We start from the raw sequence: 18,459 nt of genomic DNA, 5'->3' as shown, positions 1-18,459 counted from the left end.
TGAGTCGGAGAAGCGGTGAATGCCGCTCTTACGCCGAGAGAACGGTGAATCCTTGGGAGGAAAGAATGAACTCAGTGATCAAGAAACTGGCGCTTGCGACGGCGATTGTTGCGGCACCGTTTATGGCGGCGCAGCCCGCGGCCGCAGAGGGCGAAACCTATATTCTGGTGAGCCACGCACCCGATAGCGACAGTTGGTGGAACACCATCAAGAACGGTATCGCGCTTGCCGGTGAGCAGATGAATGTCAGCGTTGAATACCGCAACCCGCCCACCGGTGACCTTGCCGATATGGCGCGCATCATTGAACAGGCGGCAGCCTCTGGTCCAAACGGCATCATCACCACACTGTCCGATTATGACGTGCTCAAGGGACCGATCATGGATGCGGTTGCAAGCGGTATCGACGTGATCATCATGAATTCGGGCACACCCGAACAGGCCCGCGAAGTTGGCGCCCTGATGTATGTCGGTCAGCCTGAATATGACGCAGGCTACGCCGCAGGTCTGCGCGCCAAAGGCGATGGCGTCGGATCCTTCCTGTGTGTGAACCACTACATTTCCTCACCATCCTCAACAGAGCGGTGCCAGGGTTTCGCAGATGGGCTTGGCATTGATCTGGGCAACCAGATGATCGATTCCGGTCAGGACCCGGCCGAAATCAAGAACCGCGTATTGGCCTATCTTTCGGCCAACCCGGACACGGACGCCGTTCTGACGCTTGGCCCAACCTCTGCTGACCCGACGCTGCTGGCGCTGGACGAAAACGGTATGGCCGGTGACATCTATTTTGGTACGTTCGACCTTGGCGAAAACATCGTTCAGGGCATCAAGGACGGCATCATCAACTGGGGCATCGACCAGCAGCCCTTCCTTCAGGCGTACCTGCCGGTTGTCGTGATGACCAACTACCACCGCTACGGCGTTCTGCCGGGCAACAACATCAACTCTGGTCCGGGCTTTGTGACAGCTGACGGTCTTGAGAAAGTCGAAGAGTTCGCGGGCGAATTCCGCTGATTTCCAAAACGACACGACAGGGCGACCGGCCACGCGCGTGGTCGCCCTGAACCCCCGGGGTTGTCCCAGTTTCCCAAAATCATAGCGAGGAGTGTCCGGATGTCTGATGCGTCTGGTGATGAGAGAGTCAAGGAACTCTCTGCCTTCCGCAAAGCCCTGATCCGCCCTGAACTGGGTGGCATGGTCGGCACCGTTGCGGTTTTTACCTTTTTTCTTTTGTTCGCATTCGACAGTGGCATGTTCAACGCCCAGGGCGTGCTGAACTGGAGCGTTGTGTCCGCGCAATTCATGATCATCGCGGTGGGGGCGTGCCTGCTTATGATCTCGGGAGAGTTTGACTTGTCTGTTGGCTCCATGATCGGCTTTGCCGGCATGATGATCGCCATTTTTGGTGTCACCCTCGGTTGGCCGATGTGGATGGCGATCCTCGTCACCTTTGTGATCTGTGTCGCGTTCGGGGCGTTGAATGGCTACATCGTGGTGCGCACGGGTCTGCCCAGCTTTATCGTGACGTTGGCTACCCTGTTTATCCTGCGCGGGTTCACGATTTTTATTCCTCAGACAGTCGAGCGGAAAACCATCATTGGTGGAATTCGCGAAGCGGCAGAAGGGGATTGGCTGGCCGTTCTCTTTGGCGGCAAGATCCTAACCGGTTTTTTCCAGTGGATGGGCGACGCGGGGATCATCGCTGTGTTTGAGCGCGGCAGCCGCGCGGGGCAGCCGGTTGTGGACGGCATTCCCATGCTGATCATCTGGGCGCTTGTCCTGATTGTCTTTGCGCATATCCTTCTGACGCGCACACGCTTTGGCAACTGGATCTTTGCCGCGGGCGGGGATGCTGATGCCGCGCGCAATTCGGGTGTTCCGGTCAATCAGGTCAAGATCCTGATGTTCATGTTCACCGCCTTCTGCGCAACCGTGTTTGCCACCTGCCAGGTGATGGAGTTCGGCTCTGCCGGGGCGGATCGTGGATTGCTCAAGGAATTTGAGGCGATCATTGCCGTGGTCATCGGCGGTGCGTTGCTGACCGGTGGCTACGGGTCGGTGATTGGTGCCGCACTGGGCGCGTTGATCTTCGGTGTGGTGCAGCAGGGGCTGTTCTTTGCCGGGGTCGAAAGCTCTTTGTTCCGGGTGTTCCTGGGGGTGATCCTGCTCTTTGCGGTGATCCTGAACACCTATATCCGCCGCATCATCACAGGAGAGCGTTGATATGACCGATCCCATCATCCGTATGCAGAATATCGAAAAGCACTTTGGGTCGGTCATCGCGTTGGCGGGCGTGTCTGTCGACGTCTTCGGCGGTGAATGCCACTGCCTGCTGGGCGACAACGGTGCGGGCAAATCGACCTTTATCAAAACGATGTCTGGCGTGCACAAGCCAACCAGCGGCGAGATTATCTTTGAAGGCAAACCGCTTGATTTCGCCGATCCGCGCGATGCGATTGCCGCCGGGATCGCCACGGTGCACCAGCACCTTGCGATGATCCCGTTGATGTCGGTCAGCCGGAATTTCTTTATGGGCAACGAGCCGATCAAGAAGGTCGCGGGTATCCCGTTCTTTGATCATGACTATGCCAACAGGGTCACGATGGAGGAGATGCGCAAGATGGGCATCAACCTGCGCGGCCCGGATCAGGCGGTCGGCACGCTGTCAGGCGGGGAACGCCAAACCGTTGCGATTGCGCGTGCGGTGCATTTTGGCGCAAAAGTTCTGATCCTGGATGAACCCACATCGGCGCTGGGCGTGCGGCAAACGTCAAACGTGCTGGCCACCATCGACAAGGTCCGCAAGCAGGGCATTGCGGTTGTGTTCATCACCCACAACGTCCGTCACGCGATGGCCGTGGGCGACCGGTTCACAGTACTCAATCGCGGCAAGACGCTGGGCACCGCAGAACGCGGTGAAATCACACCGGAAGAACTGCAGGACCTTATGGCGGGCGGGCAGGAGCTTGCCACGCTCGAAGGCAGTCTGGGCGGCACGGTGTAACGCCATAGACAACCCGTGAAGTCAGGCGGAGAGGGTTTTCCCAAACGTCACAATCGACAAGCCCTTGAATATGCGTAGTGTCACAGGTCACACGTGCACGCGATCTTGGGAGGGATTGATGACACTTGAGGACCGGCCCTGGACGGCCTTTTACGGCCCTGATGTGCGGCCCGAGATCGAAACGGCGTCATATCGCACAATCGGCGATCTGATCCGGTCCGTTGCCGACACGTTCGGATCCGCTCCGGCCTTCACCACCTGCCTGCCCAATGGCATGAACGGCACGTTGAGTTTTGATCAGGTCAACGAGATGTCGGATGCCTTTGCGGTCTATCTGCGCGAAGTGGCGGGGCTGACCCAAGGCGACCGCGTGGCGCTTCAGATGCCCAATTGCCTGAGCTTTCCGGTCGCGGCGTTTGGTATCCTCAAGGCAGGCTGTGTGCTGGTCAACGTGAACCCGCTGTATACCGCCGACGAGATGGCAAAACAGTTTTCCGATGCCGAACCGCATGCGTTGGTGATCGTCGATATGTTTGCCGACAAGATCCCCGAAGCGACACGCGGCCATCCGATCCCGAATATCATCGTGACGCGGGTGGCGGAATTCCTGCCGGTTCTGCCGCGCGGGATTGTCGGATTGGTGCAAAAATACTGGGACAAGTCGATCAAACCCATCGGTGTTGCCCATATCCGCCTGCCGGATGCGCTTGAGGCCGGGCGCGCGAAGAAAGCGTCGCGCAAGGTCGAGGTGGATGCCTATCATCAGTCGGTTGAACCAGATGACGTGGCCTGCCTGCAGTATACGGGCGGCACCACCGGGGTGGCCAAGGGCGCGATGCTGACCCATGCCAATCTGATCCTGAACATGGAACAGACGATGGAGTTGATCGCGGGGGTGAAGAAGGGGGAAGAGGTCGCCCTGACCGCTTTGCCGATGTACCACATCTTTGCGTTTACGGTGAACCTGCTGGGCTTTTACTGGCTGGGCGCGCGCAACATCCTGATCCCGAACCCGCGCCCTTTGTCGAACCTCAAACGCGCGTTCGAGAACTACAAGATCACCTGGATGAGCGGTGTGAACACGCTCTTCAACGGGTTGTGCAACGAGATTTGGTTCAACGACAGCCCGCCCAAACATCTGAAATTTGCGAGTGCCGGGGGTATGGCGTTGCAGGCGGCGGTGGCTGAAAAGTGGGAGACGGTGACAGGCAAGCCTGTGTTGCAGGGCTATGGTCTGACGGAAACCTCGCCCGTGCTGACCTTCAACCCGCTGGGCAAGACGCGGGATGGGTCGATTGGCGTGCCTGTGCCGTCTACGCTTGTCACCTGTCTGGACGATGACGGCACCCCCGTGCAGATCGGCCAAAGCGGCGAGATTGCCGCCAAAGGCCCGCAGATCATGGCAGGCTATTGGAACAAGCCCGAGGAAACCGCGAATGTCATGAAAGACGGCTGGTTCCTGACCGGAGACATCGGCGTGATGGACCCGGACGGCTATTTCCGCATCGTGGACCGCAAGAAGGACATGGTTGTTGTGTCCGGGTTCAACGTCTACCCGAACGAGGTTGAGGATTGTCTGGCGACCCATCCCGGCATCCTTGAAGCGGCCGTGATCGGCGTGCCGGATGATGCGACGGGTGAGGCGGTCAAGGCGTTCATCGTGAAGCGTGACGAGAGCCTGACGGAACAGGACATCCGCGCGCACTGCAAGGCGCATTTGACGGCCTACAAAGTGCCAAAGCGGGTTGAGTTCCGCGACGATCTGCCGAAATCGAATGTCGGCAAAATCCTTAGAAAAGACCTGCGCGCCGAAGAGCTTGCGCAAGTGGCGGCGGAGTAGAAGGGCCTCCATATGGTTGGGACACGCTCTCGGTTTCAGTCCAAAATCCGGCTGCGCAAGGCACGGCCGTGTAGACAGGTTGGGCACCTTTTAAGCGGACGTAACGCAGCGAAGCCGGATTTTGGCGAAATCGCATGCGACGCGGCGGATTTTGTTTCTGCCCGCGTCACTTCGCGCTTCCGATCACCCAGATCGCTTCGCACGAAGTTTCTAGCCAGTAACAAAATCCGACACGCGCCGAGTGTGTGTCCCAACCATATCGAGGCCCTCAATGGTCACTGAGTTTACACAGACCCTTCTGGGGATCATGGTTGCTGTCATCATGCTGGGCATGGGCGCGTCCCTGACGCCGCGCGATTTCTATCTGGCGCTGCGGCGGCCCTACGGGTTGGCGATTGGTGTGATCAGCCAGTACGGGATCATGCCGCTTCTGGGCTTTGCCTTTGCGCTGTTTCTGGCGGTGCCGGAAACGATTGCCATCGGTATCCTGATCATGGCCTGTATGCCGGGCGGGACGACATCAAACATTTTTACCTATTTTTCCAAGGGCAATCTGGCGCTGTCTGTTCTGATGACGGTGACATCCACTGTCACAGGCGTGATCCTGATCCCGCTGATCCTGCTACTCTACGCCTCTGCGCTTGATCTTGAGATCCCGCGCGAAGACATCATCGCGGTGCTTCTGGTGCTGCTGGTTCCGGTCGCTATCGGCATGACCCTGCGCAAGCTAAGCGCCAATGTCGGTGCGGTGCTGGAATTTGGCGGGTCGATCCTCGCGCTGTTCTTTATCGTGTTCATCATGGTGACGTGGATTCCGCAGAATTGGCAGTTCCTGCTGAATACAACGGCGGCGACTTATACGGCGTCGATTGGTCTGGGGCTGGTGGGTATCACCGTGGGCTATTTCTTTGCCAAAACGCTCAAACTGCACCCGCGCAATGCGCGCACGGTGGCGCTTGAGACGGGCATCCAGAACGGGCCGCTGGCGATTGCGATTATCGTATTCACCTTCCCGCCCGATCAGCAGCAGGCGGTGATGGCGGTGCCGGTGCTCTATTCTCTGTTCATCGTGATCGTGTCGACCTTCGTGACGCTGTTCTTCCGTCGCGCGAACACGGCTGCGGAACAGAAGATGCCCGACAGCCTCCTTTAGTGGTCGCGGTGCCGTCAGAGAATGGCGTCCCGGCAATAGCCGCTTTGGACGGGGCTGCACGCGGTCCCGCGCCGCGAATGGATTGATTGGCCTCTGCTCGGAAACTGACCCTTGATACCATATGTGATATCGGCTTAGTCACCACGGGACTTTATCCAGACGGGACCGCACAGCATGGCACAGTCTTCTATTATCGGCGTCGGCGGGGAGAACCTGATAGATCATGTGACCCGAGACGGCACCGTCTCGACGCTGGCAGGCGGATCACCGTTCAACGTGGCAATGGCGCTGGGCCGTCAGTCTGCAAACGTCCATTACCTGACGCCGATTTCCAACGACGACTGGGGCACACTTCTGGCCGATACGCTGACCGCGTCACACGTGGTGCTGAGTGGCGGACGCGTGGACGCGCCAACCACCATCGCACGGGTGACGGTGACGGATGGCATCCCGTCTTACACATTCGAACGCGACGGAACAGCCGAACGGCAGGTGACGGCAACGTCCCTGCAAGACGTCATACCAGACGGTCTGGCGGCGCTGCATACCGGATCCATGGCCGTGACCGAAGGTGCGGATGCGGATGCGTGGGAAGCCACCTGTGACTCGGCCTTTACATCCGGCCAGTTGGTGTCGCTTGATCCCAATGTTCGGTTGTCCGTGATCACCGACCCCGACCAGTACCGTGCGCGCATCTTTCGCATGATGGGCAAGACCAATTTGCTGAAGCTCAGCGATGAAGACCTCGAAGGGCTATGCCCGGCGCAATCCTTGGCCGATGCGCTGCGCGTCGTGCGGGACAAAGCATCCGCCCCCCTCCTGGTGATGACCAAGGGCCCTGACGGTGCAACCGCGTTGATTGGGGACGCACAGGTCGACATCCCGGCCCCTCCGGTTCCGGGGCTGGTCGATACAGTGGGTGCCGGGGACACCTTTATGGCGACCTTGCTGGCGGGGTTGGACCGCATCGACGCGCTGTCGCCGGACGCGTTGTCCAAGCTGTCGCGCGATGATGTTGAGGCCTTGCTGCGCCGCGCGGGTATGGCTGCGGCCATCAATTGCAGCCGGGCAGGGTGCAACCCGCCGTCACTGGACGAACTTGAAGCGGCGTTGCGCGCGGCTGGCTAAAGCGACAAGCGCCGCTCTTTTGCGCCGCCGCGCCGCTTTGGTTTGGGCAGGGCAAGGTCAAGCGGTTGCAGCGGGGTCTTCAGGGACGCCCGCAGCAATCCGCAAAAGACTTCAACTGCCGGATCGGTCTCTTTGAACGGCATCGCGGCGATATAGGCGCAGGCCGCCTCTGTCTGATAACAGGCCCCGGCGGGCAGGCCGCCCAACCATTGCATATATCCCAATTGTCCCATTTCTTTTGCCCGCTCCGGCGAAGCAGGTTTGACCTGAAGCTGTGTCAGGGTCCGAGCAATCAACATAAAGCGCCCTCCGCGCTATGGCGACGTGCAAGAGGTCCAAAACTGATCAAGGCAGGCTGCCAATATCGCGTTCGACCTCCGGTGCACCCCGCCCGGGTTCAGTTTTCGTGCAATGGCAGGTCTCCTGACTTGCGGGTCACGATGCGCTGAACACCTTCCCAGGCGGGTCGCCCAGTGGCTTTCGTACAGTACACTCGCCGCTTACAGTTGCGGGGGCAGTCACGGAATTTCACCGTATTCCCTATTAGACCGCTGTTTTTGGCAGCGGTCACCATCGTGGGCAAAGTGTTCCAGAAGCGTTCGCTGAAATCAAGAGGAACGCGGAAAACTCTTCCGGATCGCTGCGCGGCTAAGGTGTTCTTAACGGATCAGCGCGTAAATAGGGCGCAAATCGGGCCAAGGCTGGCCGTATCAAGCAGGGAACACGCGCTCCGACATGTCAGACTTTCTCAGTATCCTGCAGCTTTACTGGTTCCTGCTCAGACGGGTCAGCGCGGCCATACGTTCGTGGGCCGCGCCAGTGTCATGGATGCTGCTACAGGGTGAACGGATCGTCACTCAGCCCGACAAGTTGCATCAGGAAACCATCCGTCGTCCCATCCAGAATGTCGGAATACAGCGCATCGGTCGCCGCAATACCTTGCTGCACAGCCGTGCTGGTTCCGTCGAAACCCAGCATCACTGCGCTCGCGTCCTCCACATCGGACATGCCGCGCGTGACCGCGTAATGCGTGCCAACCAGAACTTTGTTGGCCAGGTAGGCTGCGTCCTGCGGCGCACCTGTGTCAGCCTTGGCACCCGCAATAATCGCCTGAATGAACGTCGCTGGCGTGGTTCCAGAGCCGCTCTCCAGAACATCCATCCAAAATGCCATACCACCGCTGTCCGGGCTACGCCCCAGCACATTCTGGTACACGGCGGTGACAAACGCGTCTGTATCGGTCAGATCCCCGTACACCGCGCGCGTTTCCGGCTGATCGAAGAACTGTTCCGCGATGTTGGTCAAAGATCGACCGTTCGCAAGCTGATTGCCCCAGAAAAACAGTCCAACCGCGTCGGGAGCACGATTGAAATACGCGATGTAAAGCTCGGTCAGGGCCGCAACGGCAGCGGCGTCAAGGCTGGCCATCCCGTCGAACAAGTCCAAATCCACCCCGCGCGCGTCGAAGGGCGCAGTCTCTTGCCCGAAATCCAGCCATTCCATGTTCTGCAACGCGACCGGCAGCTCGTCTGGATCGGATCGGTTTTCAACGACAATCGTATCGTCCAGGAAGCGGACGGAATAGTTCGCCTGGTTTCCAGCCAGAACAAGAGTGTCTTCGCCCCCCCGGCCATCGACCGCGGTGTTGCCGGTTTGCAGAACAATCCGGTCGTCCCCGTTCTGCCCAATGATCCCGTCAGAGCTTGTGGTGATGACAGGTGTTTCGATCGCGTTGGAACCCACGTCTGACTCCCCGGCACTCAAATCCTCTGACCGGTCGCTGAAGGGTGCGACCAGAGGTTCTGGCAAGCCAGTGCCCCCTGCCTCGGCCAGCCAATTGACAATGTCGTTGAAATTGTCGCGCACAGCAGGGTGAACGGTGTTGGGCACCGCGAAATTGCTCGGCGGTGCAGAGCCATAAATCGCGGAGTAGTGGACAAGCGACGCCAGGAAATAAAGCGTCGGTGTCCCGTGTGGCGCGTCATCCTGATAAAGATCTTGCACCGTCATCCCCGTGAGACCCAGCGATGGATCGTCCAGCATTGCCGCGATCTGCGGACCGACGCTGATCAATCGCACGTCGAGGTCCGGTCTTTGCCGGTTGATGGTTTCCGACAGCGAAACCCACCAGTCGTGCCAGTCTCCCAACATGTAGTTCTGCCATGCGGCGAACTCCGCCTCTGTCGGTGGAAAACTTGCGGCGAAACCTTCCATTTCGGGCCACGTCTCGAAGATGTTGATCGTCGCGCCGGGCGCACGGTCCGACGCCCAGTTGATCACGCGCATCGCGGCCTCGGCAGGCGAGGTGTCGGACGATCCCCAATACGGCTCGTCCGGTGCCTGATATTGCACGAAATTCGATGCAGAGATGGTGATCTGGGTGAAACCGACATCCGCAAAGCTTTGGTCACCGTCCGGGTCCAAGGCCTCGGTGACCGTGCTCATGTTGATATGAGGCCGCGCGGGCAGATCGTCGTGATCGCTCAACATGCCGGTTTGCATCGCCGCCGCATAGCTCGATCCTGCCGAAGCCGCCATTTGTGCCGTCCAATGCGTGACGGACAGTTCCGGGTCTCCCACGGCCCAGGCAATGAGACTGTTGCCAAAAATGTATTCGCGCACGTCCGCCACCGGATCGGTTGGGGCCACAGGCGGTGTCGGATCGGGATCGGGATCAGGAAACGGTTCCGGATCTGGTGTTGGCTCTGGCGTGGGGGTCGGATCGGGCTCGGGGTCCGGCTGCGGGTCCGGATCAGGGCTCGGAACCGGGGCGAAATCCTGCGGGACCGAATTCCAGAGTCCATCTTTCATGTGATCAGGTGCGGGGTGCCGGTCGATGAAATCGTCGATTGCTCTGTGCCGACCGGTATCGTCCTCAAGGTGTCGCAGGGATCCCCAACTGCCCCATTGCGACGGCCGCGCCACATCGACAAAGGCGTTGAACAACGTCCCGCCAGCCGCTTCCCATCCGGCCAGCAGTTCCTCGTAGAGATGGCCCATCTCATCCGAGTAATTCAAATGCAGGAAGAAATCGGTCAGCGTGTCATTGTCCACCCACGGGCCAACGCCGACGATATGTGTCCCGCCTTCGTACATCACCAGATCAAGTCCGTGCGCATCTGCCACGGATTTGTGATAGCGGAACAGTTCGAACAGACCCTGTAGCGAATCCTCGGCATCGCCGGTCACGGACCCGTCCCGCAGTTCCCGGATCGCAAGGTCAACCGCCGCATCGTAGCGGTGGTCGGCGACATATGCATCGGCCGCCGCACCGCTAAGGCCCTGCGCCGCGGCGTCCTGTCGGGCTTGGCTTTCGCTTTGTGCCACCCATTGCAACACCGCGTTTGCCTTGGCGTCGGTGCCAAAGCTGTTCCCGAAATACCCGGTGATCGCATAGGTGTCGAACGACAAAAACGGCGCATCATTGCCAGCGTTTTGGGCCTGCCAAGCCGGGGCTTCAAGGATCGCCGTTTCCAGGCCGGGCCAGAAGGTATGGGTTGCAATCGCTTTGACCAGAAGGTGTTCCTGACCCGCGTAAACCTGATCCAGGATCGCGGCCATTTCCGCTGACCGCGCTCCGTATTCCTGAACCCAACCGTCGCCGAGTTCCTGCCCGAACCGTTGCTGTGCGGCTTGCGACGCATCCTGCGCCTGTTCGAACATCCAGTTCCAGACCTCGTTGGACATCTCGAAATGAGCGCGCAGGTCAGGGTCGAGATTGTCGCGGACGTAAGTTGAAAACTCCCGAATGAAGGTTTCGTCCGCATGCCAGGGGATGTTGAACCAGGGTTCGGTGCCGGTTGCATTGGCCAGATCGACCATCACCTCGACCGGGACACCGCCGAAATACGTGTATTTCGCTTCGTGCGGACGCTCGGACCAGCTTTGCAGGGTGGAGTCGTTGGTCTCCATCCAGTCCATGAACCGCAGCGAATGCGCATTATCGATCACGTCCAACCACAGCGGATTGAAGACCTGACCTGCTTCGAAGGCGGGGATGTGCTCCTGTTTGACGACGGAGATATTGCGAAGATAGTTGGCTGGGTCGGTGGCGTCGACGGTGATCCAGACCATGCCAGAGCCGGTTGGTTGGTAGTCGAACCAGATTTCGCCGTCGGTTTGCGAGACAATCTCTGCCCCGGAGACCGAAATCGAGCCGTTTCCGTCATAACTCAAACGGTAAAGACCCGCTGTATAGGTCGCGTCTTGCGGCAATTCCGTGAGGATCACTGTCTGGATACGATCCACATCGGACGGTATATCCATGATCCAGCCATCGGCGTCGAGCGCGCCCATGGAGGCGAGCTGTTCCGGAGAATAGGCCCCCCATTGGTCCTCGGTATGGATCATCCACGGACGCGCTGTTTTGAACACATCCAGAAACGGCTGTTGAACACTCCAATCGGTGACGCCGTTCAAGCCAAATCCCATTGCAGCCGCAGACGTCTGCGTTCCGAACACATCGGTTACGGGTTCCATGCCCCACTCCACTCATTAAAACCCCCGCTCGGAGGGTTAGGGGGTGGAATATGAAGAGGGCCTTAAAGCACGGATTTGAATGAAATTGCCGGCGTCCGGAAGGGGGATGAATCGCGACGGCGAAATGTTGGCTGAACCAATCAAAGCCATTGATATTTCAAGTGAGTGCACGGTGTCGTGTGTCCAACGCGCGCGCGGGCACCGTGTCGGATCGCGTCTGCAAAGAATGCTTTGAGTTTTAGCTACCCGCCACGCGCCATGACCAGTAGGCCAAGAATGATGAGCCCGATTCCAATCAGACGGGATGTCTGAACCGGTTCGCCCAGAAACAGCATGCCGGACCCGGCGACCATGACAAAGCTCATCGCGACAAATGGATACGCCAGCGACAGATCCAGTTGCTTGAGCGCAAACAGCCAAAACACGGTGCCGATCCCGTAAAGCGCGAGCCCGAGCAACACCATGGGGGAAAAAAGCATGCCCATGATTTTCAGGACCAATCCGGCATCCGCAGCAGCGTTGGTTTGCCCGACCCCTACCTTGAATGCCGTCTGCCCAAGTGCCGATAGGCTCACACTTGCAAAAATCAGTGCAAATGCGCCCCAGGTCACAGCAGTCCCCCGGGCTGCGGCAAGACTCGGGCGGCAATGATGATCAGCAAAACAATCCCCACGCAGATCCGGCTTATCCGGTCTTTTAGCGCAAAGACCACAGGGTCATCGCCAATCTTGCCGCGGCTGGCCCAGGTCCAGGTGCGGTAGATCCAGAACATCATGACCGGAACGATCAGCCATAGCAGGAAGGGCATGCTGTAGAATTGTTCCACCGATGTCGAATTGACGTATTGCGCGAGGGTCAGCACCGACAGCGCCCCGTTGGCGATGCCGAAGGTCAGAACCAGTTGCACCTCGGACGCGTAGTAGTTCCGCGACGGTAGTTTTTCATCTTCGTCCGCCGTCTTCATGGCGTCGATTTCGATGTAACGCTTCATGTAGGCGAGGCTGAGGAAGAAAAAGAGCGAATAGCTGAGCAACCACGGGCTTGGCGCCAATGCGGTTGCAGCTGATCCTGCAAGGATGCGCCATGTGTAAAGCAGCGAAAGCGCGACCACGTCCACCGTCGAATAGCGCTTCAGGCAGAAGGTATAGGCGGTTGTCAGCACCGCATAGCTGGCAAGGACCAGCCCGAAGAGGACGTTCACAAAGGCAAACGCGGCCAGCACAGAGCCGCCCAGCAACGCGCCTGCGGCGAGCAATCCGCGCCGGATCGACAGGTGACCCGCCGCAAACGGGCGTTTGTGTTTGGTCGCGTGTTTGCGATCGGCTTCGATATCAATGATATCGTTCACCAGGTAGACACCAGAGGCGCAGAGGCTGAAGCACACAAACGCCATCAGCCCGGCCAACAACACGCCGGGATCGACATATTCGTGGGCAAAGAGGATTGGCACAAAGACCAGGACGTTCTTCGCCCATTGGTGCGGGCGCATCGCTTTCATCAAGGCTTTGCCTTGCGAAATCGAGGGTTCGATATGCAGCGACACTGACCCGGGATCGCGCTTCATTTCATGACGGGCTTGTGCGCTTGGCGCGACGAAACCGGATCGTTCGGCCGCTTGCCAGATCGGAACGTCGGCCGCGCTGTCGCCAAGATACTCGAAAGGGCCCGCCGCCATGTCCTGAATCGCGTGCAGTTTCGCCTCACCCTTCATGTTGCGTCCGGGCTCCGACGCAATCACGGCGTCAAACAGCCCAAGGTGATCCGCGACCGCAACAGCGATCTGCTTGTCCGCCGCCGTTGCCAGAACCACGCGCCGCCCGGCAGCCCGCGCACCGCGGATGTAGTCCAGCACATCTTCACGAAACGGCAGGTTTGTCACATCCGGCGGCATTGACGTCGCCAGAGAGCGTTTCAGTCCAGACAGGCCCCCGGCGGAATAGGATTGCGCCGCCGCAACAAAGGCCCGCCAGTTGCGTGCCGTGCGGGCAAGCGATTCTTCTGCAATATCCCCGGCGATCAACGTTCCGTCGAGATCGACAAACAGATCAAGGCCCGTCGAGAGCGTGGATTTGGAAACGATCGGAGGCATGGCGTTCATTTAAACTGGCTTTCGCAACAAATCGTCAAAAAATGTTGAAAAAGAACGGGATTCCCCGTCTCTTTCACGGAAATTCGGATTTTGTGGGTACTCATCAAGGTCGGGTCACTGGTTTTGTACGTTGGATAGGTTAGGCGGTAATGGTTAATTTCGGCCAAAAAGCGGCGCAGGTAGGACTATGCTGCCTTTTGTTTGCAATTGCGTTGTTCCTGCGCACCTACGGGGCGGATTACGGGTTCTTTCACGGGGATGAGCGGATCAACGACGCCGCCCGCGTTCTGACCGGGCAATTGGTGCCGGGTCAGCATTTTTACCCGCCCTTTTTCAACTACCTGAACGCGGTGGCGATTGGCGGGTTGTTCGGATTTGGCCTATTGACGGATATGTGGTCCGGTACGGCTGAGTTCCGGCAGGCCTATTTCACCGATCCGACGCCGTTCTACCTTGCTGCCCGGTACCTGACGGGCTTTCTTGGTGCGCTTGCCGCACCACTCTTCTACATGTCCGCGCGTCGCGTTGGCCTTGGCGTGATGCATGCCGGGATTGTTGGTGCGTTTGCCGTCGTCTTTCCGCTGGGTGTCTTTATGGCCCATACAGCCAAGGGCGATACCGCGCTTGCCGTGGCTTGCTTTGCGGTGATCTGGGCGTTTTTGATGCGTCTAGATACTGACCACAAACAGCGTTGGAACGTGATCATCGGGATCATGGTCGCGCTTGCGTTCGGGTTTAAACAATCCGCGCTATTGCTTCTTGGTCCGGTGGCGTTGGCGATGATCTTTGTATTGGCCCGTCGGGAAGGAATGTCATCTGCGCTGAAATCCTTTGGCGTGTCGCTGATTGTCCTGTTGGTTCTGTGGCCAATCATGAACATTGGCATTTTGCTGGACATTGATGGCTTCCTTGCCTTCCAGAAAATCCAAACCGTGATGTCGGTGCGCGAGGAAGACGGGTTTGGCGCGGGTCTTCCGGTGACCGTTCGACTGTTCGGTGACACGTTGTTGGGGCTGAACCCGGTGTTGCTTGCAATCGGCTTGGTCAGCCCAATCTGGTTTCTATCGAAATCCTGCGGCCTTGCCATGCGCGATGCGTTGGTTGCGATCTGGCTCGCCAATGGCGTGTCGACCATCGCGATTTCATTGCTGGTGGGCACGCGTCAGCCCGAACATCTCTTCCTGCCCAATCTGCTGCTGTTTGTGTTTCTGGCGGCGGTTGTCTTGATGGATATTCTGCGCAGTTACGCCGGATGGCCAAAAATCGTGGTGGCCATCACGTCCTGCTTCGGCTTCGGGTTGATGGTCGGGGCCACTGCAATGGTGGTCAAACAGGCAACCGCTACACCGATCGCTGTCGATTTGGCGGACTACCTCGCCGAAACCTACCCGAATAGCAGGATCCAGTCCGGTTTGGCTTTGCCGGTGCCACATACGATGGAGGCCCAGCAGCACGAGTTTGACAGACTGGATGGTGTGGCGGCGCGCTACGGGATCGAAATGCCCGTTGTCGCGCCCGAACGGATCATCACCGAAAACACCGAGGATGCGCTTTTCTGGGTCGACACCCCGTTCCCGATGTCCGGACTAGACGGGGATGACGCGCTGACAGCCGACTTCCCTGTTCAGCCCCACGCGTGGCCTGCACAAGAGGATGAATGGCAGCTCGACTATTGGCTTGAAGACGGGTTCGATATCTTCATCGTCAACCATCTGGACTATCTGAAAAACAAGAGCCGTTCGACCCTTGTGCGCAACTTCCATGCAGAACTGGTGGAGCGGTGTGTGCTCGACCGCGTTTACGACGCGCGCAAACCCTTGTTCCTTGAATGGGAAATCACTGTATTTGACTGCCGGTCCGCCTGATCCGAGCGTCGGGGTCAGGTCTTGCGCAGTTTGATCACGACATTGACACTGGAAATCTCGGCCCCGTCCGGGGGCGACGGGATACGCGCGATCTCAAGCTGATCGGCAGGCGCGTCTGTCAGGCGTCCCTCATCTTCCCAAAAGAAATGCGGATGGTCATGGGTGTTGGTGTCGAAATAGCTCCGGGCCCCATCAACCGTGACCTCTTGCATCAGGCCCGCGTCGCAGAACGTGCGCAATGTGTTATAGACCGTCGCCAAGGACACTTGTTCGCCGGTGTCTTTCACAGCCGCAAACAGGCTTTCCGCGGTCACGTGGCGGTTTTTACCATCGCCAACCAGAAGTGAGGCAAGCGCAACACGCTGCCGCGTCGGGCGGACACCGCCTGACGACAACCAACTGGTCCCGCGTTCTATCTCAATTGAAGGCATAGCTTTCCCGCATGTTTCCTTAGGGTACAATATAGGGTGCGAATGCTTCGCAATTCAAATAAAAACCTTGCAACAACTTGTCTCACTCAGACGACACCGATCTGCACGGTCCCTTGCAGCTTGATCCGGCGCGGTGTTAGACATTTCGGGATTTCGCCTATCAGCTTTGGAGCCGAGCAAATATGTCTGACTTTCCGCGCAGCTTTGACCGAGACGACCTACTGAAATGCGCGCGGGGAGAGCTGTTTGGCCCGGGCAATGCGCAGCTTCCGGAACCGCCGATGCTGATGATGGACCGGATCACGGACATTTCGGGTGACGAAGGCGAACATGGCAAAGGCCATGTTGTGGCAGAGTTCGACATCAAACCCGATCTTTGGTTCTTCGACTGTCATTTCCCCGGCAACCCGATCATGCCCGGCTGTCTTGGTCTGGACGGCCTGTGGCAGTTGACCGGTTTCAACCTGGGCTGGCGCGGCTGGCAAGGGCGCGGATATGCGTTGGGCGTGGGAGAGGTCAAGCTGACGGGCATGGTGCGCCCGGATCGTAAAAAGCTGACCTATTTCGTCGATTTCACAAAGGCGATCCAGACACGTCGTTTGACAATGGGCGTGGCCGATGGCCGGGTCGAGGCGGATGGCGAGACCATTTACCAGGTCAAGGATATGAAGGTCGCCCTGTCGGAAAACTGATCTCGCGTCAGGGATCGCGCATGGGTCGCCTTCGAATGGCAGTGATGCGTACTTCGCGGGATGCGGTGCAGAAAACCGGACCATTGATGGCAAGACAGGCTGCGCTTTTGACAGTGGCATCGCCTGTGCGTTTTCCGTAGGCTCCACGCCGGGGGGCAGCTCAGGTGCGCGCAGACTATATCATTATCGGTGCGGGCTCTGCCGGATGTGTTCTGGCCAACCGGCTCAGTGCCGACCCCAAGAACACCGTTGTTGTTCTGGAGGCGGGGGGTAAAGACAGCAACCCGTGGATTCATATCCCGGTTGGCTATTTCAAAACCATCCACAATCCCAAGGTGGATTGGTGTTACAAAACCGATCCTGATCCGGGATTGAACAGACGTTCTATCGAATGGCCGCGTGGCAAGGTGCTGGGCGGATCGTCCTCGCTCAACGGGTTGCTCTATGTCCGTGGGCAACCACAGGATTACGACCGCTGGCGGCAGATGGGCAACCAAGGTTGGGGGTGGGACGATGTCCTGCCACTGTTCAAACGCTCTGAAAACAACGAACGCGGGGCCGATGCGTTTCACGGGGATGCTGGTCCTTTGTCGGTGTCGGACATGCGCATTCAGCGGCCGATCACCGATGCCTGGGTCGAAGCGGCGCAGGCGGCAGGGTATCCGTTCAACCCGGACTATAATGGTGCTCAGCAAGAGGGCGTCGGGTTCTTTCAGTTGACCGCCCGCAACGGGCGGCGCTGTTCTGCGGCGGTGGCCTATCTGAACCCGGTAAAATCCCGCAAAAACCTGCGGATCGTCACGCATGCACAGGTCGACAGGATCGTGACAACTGGCACACGCGCAACAGCCGTCACCTACACGGATCGCGCTGGCCAACGCGTCTCAATCACAGCCAACCGCGAAATCATCTTGTGTGGCGGGGCCATCAACTCCCCGCAGCTTTTGATGCTTTCAGGGATCGGAGAGGCCGCACATCTCGCGGCGCACGGGATCGATGTTGTGAAAGACCTGCCCGGCGTCGGAAAGAACCTGCAGGACCACCTTCAGGCGCGCCTTGTCTACAAATGCACCGAACCCACGCTGAATGATGAGGTGGGCACCTTGTTGGGGCAGGCCAGGATCGGCCTGAAATACCTGGTCTCCCGCTCCGGGCCGATGGCAATGGCGGCAAGCCTTGCAACGGGATTTCTGAAAACCCGCCCCGACGTGGCGACCCCGGATATTCAGTTTCACGTCCAACCTCTATCGGCTGAAAATCCCGGCAAGGGTGCTGACAGGTTTTCGGCGTTTACGATGTCGGTCTGTCAGTTGCGTCCTGAATCCAGAGGCGAGATCCAGCTTGCCAGTCGCGACGGACGCTCCCATCCCAGGATCATCCCGCGATACCTGTCAACCGAAACCGATTGCCGCACCATCGTCGCGGGCGTCAACATCGCGCGCAGAATTGCGCGCCATGCGCCATTGACGTCAATGATTTCGGAAGAGTATCGCCCAAAAGCCGATTTGCCGATGGAAAATTACGAGGCCACTTTGGGCTGGGTCCGCAACAACACCGCCTCGATCTATCACCCGGTTGGCACCTGCAAGATGGGGCAGGACCCCCGGGCGGTGGTGGATGACCGCCTGCGGGTACACGGGATTGCCGGGCTGCGTGTGGCCGATTGTTCGATCATGCCCGAAATCGTCAGCGGCAACACCAATGCACCGGCCATAATGATCGGCGAAAAGGCCAGCGATATGATACTGGCCGACACCTTATAACGCCGCGCCGAAA

At 58.7% G+C, this 18,459-nt stretch carries 14 protein-coding genes and 1 riboswitch; of the genes, 9 read left to right on the top strand and 5 right to left on the bottom strand.

The genetic code is table 11. From position 1 onward, the window contains the following. The first annotated feature begins 65 nt into the window (after positions 1–65). The 6 genes from MWU54_RS07225 (at position 66) to MWU54_RS07200 (ending at position 7,127) form a co-directional block, all read left to right on the top strand. On the top strand, positions 66–1,016 hold the full coding sequence (locus MWU54_RS07225) for a sugar ABC transporter substrate-binding protein (protein ID WP_247081750.1): 951 nt from the start codon (positions 66–68) through the stop codon (positions 1,014–1,016). A 99-nt stretch (positions 1,017–1,115) separates the two neighbouring features. After that, a complete protein-coding gene (locus MWU54_RS07220; protein WP_247081748.1) occupies positions 1,116–2,225 on the top strand; it encodes an ABC transporter permease in 1,110 nt (369 codons plus the stop codon). A 1-nt stretch (position 2,226) separates the two neighbouring features. After that, a complete protein-coding gene (locus MWU54_RS07215) occupies positions 2,227–3,006 on the top strand; it encodes an ATP-binding cassette domain-containing protein (RefSeq protein ID WP_247081746.1) in 780 nt (259 codons plus the stop codon). Between the two features lie 118 nt (positions 3,007–3,124). Beyond that, a complete protein-coding gene (locus tag MWU54_RS07210; RefSeq protein WP_247081744.1) occupies positions 3,125–4,846 on the top strand; it encodes an AMP-binding protein in 1,722 nt (573 codons plus the stop codon). A 271-nt stretch (positions 4,847–5,117) separates the two neighbouring features. Next, a complete protein-coding gene (locus MWU54_RS07205) occupies positions 5,118–5,999 on the top strand; it encodes a bile acid:sodium symporter (RefSeq protein ID WP_247081742.1) in 882 nt (293 codons plus the stop codon). Positions 6,000–6,173: 174 nt separating this feature from the next. After that, a complete protein-coding gene (locus MWU54_RS07200; protein ID WP_247081740.1) occupies positions 6,174–7,127 on the top strand; it encodes a carbohydrate kinase in 954 nt (317 codons plus the stop codon). On the opposite strand, the gene MWU54_RS07195 is transcribed toward MWU54_RS07200, so the two are convergent. From MWU54_RS07195 to MWU54_RS07180, 4 genes are all read right to left on the bottom strand, one after another. Further along, positions 7,124–7,426 (bottom strand): hypothetical protein, encoded by a 303-nt coding sequence (locus MWU54_RS07195; RefSeq protein WP_247081738.1) that lies wholly within the window; start codon positions 7,424–7,426, stop codon positions 7,124–7,126. The two genes, MWU54_RS07200 and MWU54_RS07195, sit on opposite strands and share 4 nt — an antisense overlap. 96 nt (positions 7,427–7,522) lie before the next feature. Beyond that, positions 7,523–7,717: riboswitch (cobalamin riboswitch) on the bottom strand. A 244-nt stretch (positions 7,718–7,961) separates the two neighbouring features. After that, positions 7,962–11,606: a DUF4214 domain-containing protein gene (locus MWU54_RS07190; RefSeq protein WP_247081736.1), complete on the bottom strand. Its 3,645-nt coding sequence runs from the start codon at positions 11,604–11,606 to the stop codon at positions 7,962–7,964. A 242-nt stretch (positions 11,607–11,848) separates the two neighbouring features. Continuing rightward, entirely contained in the window at positions 11,849–12,085 is a 237-nt protein-coding gene (locus MWU54_RS07185; RefSeq protein WP_247081734.1) for an EamA family transporter, read from the bottom strand. 128 nt (positions 12,086–12,213) lie between these two features. After that, on the bottom strand, positions 12,214–13,695 hold the full coding sequence (locus MWU54_RS07180; protein WP_247081732.1) for a UbiA family prenyltransferase: 1,482 nt from the start codon (positions 13,693–13,695) through the stop codon (positions 12,214–12,216). Between the two features lie 197 nt (positions 13,696–13,892). On the opposite strand from MWU54_RS07180, the gene MWU54_RS07175 reads away from it, so the two are divergent. Beyond that, positions 13,893–15,560, top strand: a complete 1,668-nt coding sequence (locus tag MWU54_RS07175) for a glycosyltransferase family 39 protein (RefSeq protein ID WP_247081730.1) — start codon at positions 13,893–13,895, stop codon at positions 15,558–15,560. Positions 15,561–15,574: 14 nt separating this feature from the next. Here MWU54_RS07175 and irrA read toward each other — a convergent pair whose 3' ends face one another. Next, on the bottom strand, positions 15,575–15,991 hold the full coding sequence (gene irrA, locus MWU54_RS07170) for an iron response transcriptional regulator IrrA (protein ID WP_247081728.1): 417 nt from the start codon (positions 15,989–15,991) through the stop codon (positions 15,575–15,577). Positions 15,992–16,173: 182 nt separating this feature from the next. On the opposite strand from irrA, the gene fabA reads away from it, so the two are divergent. Both fabA and MWU54_RS07160 read left to right on the top strand, forming a co-directional pair. Beyond that, positions 16,174–16,683 (top strand): bifunctional 3-hydroxydecanoyl-ACP dehydratase/trans-2-decenoyl-ACP isomerase, encoded by a 510-nt coding sequence (fabA, locus tag MWU54_RS07165; RefSeq protein ID WP_247081726.1) that lies wholly within the window; start codon positions 16,174–16,176, stop codon positions 16,681–16,683. A 164-nt stretch (positions 16,684–16,847) separates the two neighbouring features. Then, on the top strand, positions 16,848–18,446 hold the full coding sequence (locus MWU54_RS07160) for a choline dehydrogenase (protein ID WP_247081725.1): 1,599 nt from the start codon (positions 16,848–16,850) through the stop codon (positions 18,444–18,446). Positions 18,447–18,459 lie beyond the last annotated feature (13 nt).

This window comes from Marivita sp. S6314 (assembly GCF_023015985.1).
GTDB lineage: Bacteria > Pseudomonadota > Alphaproteobacteria > Rhodobacterales > Rhodobacteraceae > Marivita.
Note: the sequence above shows the minus strand (reverse complement) of the source record. Positions and strands in the feature narration are given on the sequence as shown.

What these genes read in the sequence shown, in the direction of transcription:
- MWU54_RS07225 (WP_247081750.1), top strand. Translation starts at nt 66, where the DNA reads ATGAACTCAGTGATCAAGAAACTGGCGCTTGCGACGGCGATTGTTGCG.
- MWU54_RS07220 (WP_247081748.1), top strand. Translation starts at nt 1,116, where the DNA reads ATGTCTGATGCGTCTGGTGATGAGAGAGTCAAGGAACTCTCTGCCTTC.
- MWU54_RS07215 (WP_247081746.1), top strand. Translation starts at nt 2,227, where the DNA reads ATGACCGATCCCATCATCCGTATGCAGAATATCGAAAAGCACTTTGGG.
- MWU54_RS07210 (WP_247081744.1), top strand. Translation starts at nt 3,125, where the DNA reads ATGACACTTGAGGACCGGCCCTGGACGGCCTTTTACGGCCCTGATGTG.
- MWU54_RS07205 (WP_247081742.1), top strand. Translation starts at nt 5,118, where the DNA reads ATGGTCACTGAGTTTACACAGACCCTTCTGGGGATCATGGTTGCTGTC.
- MWU54_RS07200 (WP_247081740.1), top strand. Translation starts at nt 6,174, where the DNA reads ATGGCACAGTCTTCTATTATCGGCGTCGGCGGGGAGAACCTGATAGAT.
- MWU54_RS07195 (WP_247081738.1), bottom strand. Translation starts at nt 7,426, where the DNA reads ATGTTGATTGCTCGGACCCTGACACAGCTTCAGGTCAAACCTGCTTCG.
- MWU54_RS07190 (WP_247081736.1), bottom strand. Translation starts at nt 11,606, where the DNA reads ATGGAACCCGTAACCGATGTGTTCGGAACGCAGACGTCTGCGGCTGCA.
- MWU54_RS07185 (WP_247081734.1), bottom strand. Translation starts at nt 12,085, where the DNA reads ATGCTTTTTTCCCCCATGGTGTTGCTCGGGCTCGCGCTTTACGGGATC.
- MWU54_RS07180 (WP_247081732.1), bottom strand. Translation starts at nt 13,695, where the DNA reads ATGCCTCCGATCGTTTCCAAATCCACGCTCTCGACGGGCCTTGATCTG.
- irrA (WP_247081728.1), bottom strand. Translation starts at nt 15,991, where the DNA reads ATGCCTTCAATTGAGATAGAACGCGGGACCAGTTGGTTGTCGTCAGGC.
- fabA (WP_247081726.1), top strand. Translation starts at nt 16,174, where the DNA reads ATGTCTGACTTTCCGCGCAGCTTTGACCGAGACGACCTACTGAAATGC.